This window comes from Arthrobacter sp. K410C, from assembly GCF_059090105.1.
On record NZ_JBNHFJ010000050.1, the window covers coordinates 1 to 832 of the forward strand.

General features: G+C 57.3%; 1 rRNA gene. It reads right to left on the bottom strand.

Annotation, left to right across the window (positions count from 1 at the left end):
- Nucleotides 1-283 precede the first annotated feature (283 nt).
- A 16S ribosomal RNA gene (locus AC5RU7_RS21015) occupies nt 284-832 on the bottom strand; the annotation flags it as partial.

Consider the following 832-nt stretch of genomic DNA (forward strand, 5'->3'; position numbering starts at 1 on the left):
CCACAGCACAAACCATGACCGGCCATCCCCTGGTCCTGTTGCCTCAGGACCCAACAGTGTGCCAAACACTACCCGGCAGACCAGACCACACAACGTTCCTGAACCAACTCGCAAAGAGCCGGCCCGTACTAGCAAAAATGATCCGTGCCACCAGGCACCTATTTGTTGATATTCCACCCATGAGCACCCGCCACGAAACATACGTCCGTGCTACGGGCAGTACTCCTGACAACACCACACCCGGACATTCGCCCGGGACGGGCAGTTGTGAGGGGCTCCTTAGAAAGGAGGTGATCCAGCCGCACCTTCCGGTACGGCTACCTTGTTACGACTTAGTCCCAATCGCCAGTCCCACCTTCGACGGCTCCCTCCCACAAGGGGTTAGGCCACCGGCTTCGGGTGTTACCAACTTTCGTGACTTGACGGGCGGTGTGTACAAGGCCCGGGAACGTATTCACCGCAGCGTTGCTGATCTGCGATTACTAGCGACTCCGACTTCATGGGGTCGAGTTGCAGACCCCAATCCGAACTGAGACCGGCTTTTTGGGATTAGCTCCACCTCACAGTATCGCAACCCTTTGTACCGGCCATTGTAGCATGCGTGAAGCCCAAGACATAAGGGGCATGATGATTTGACGTCGTCCCCACCTTCCTCCGAGTTGACCCCGGCAGTCTCCTATGAGTCCCCACCATCACGTGCTGGCAACATAGAACGAGGGTTGCGCTCGTTGCGGGACTTAACCCAACATCTCACGACACGAGCTGACGACAACCATGCACCACCTGTAAACCAGCCCCAAAGGGGAAACCACATTTCTGCGGCGGTCCGGTC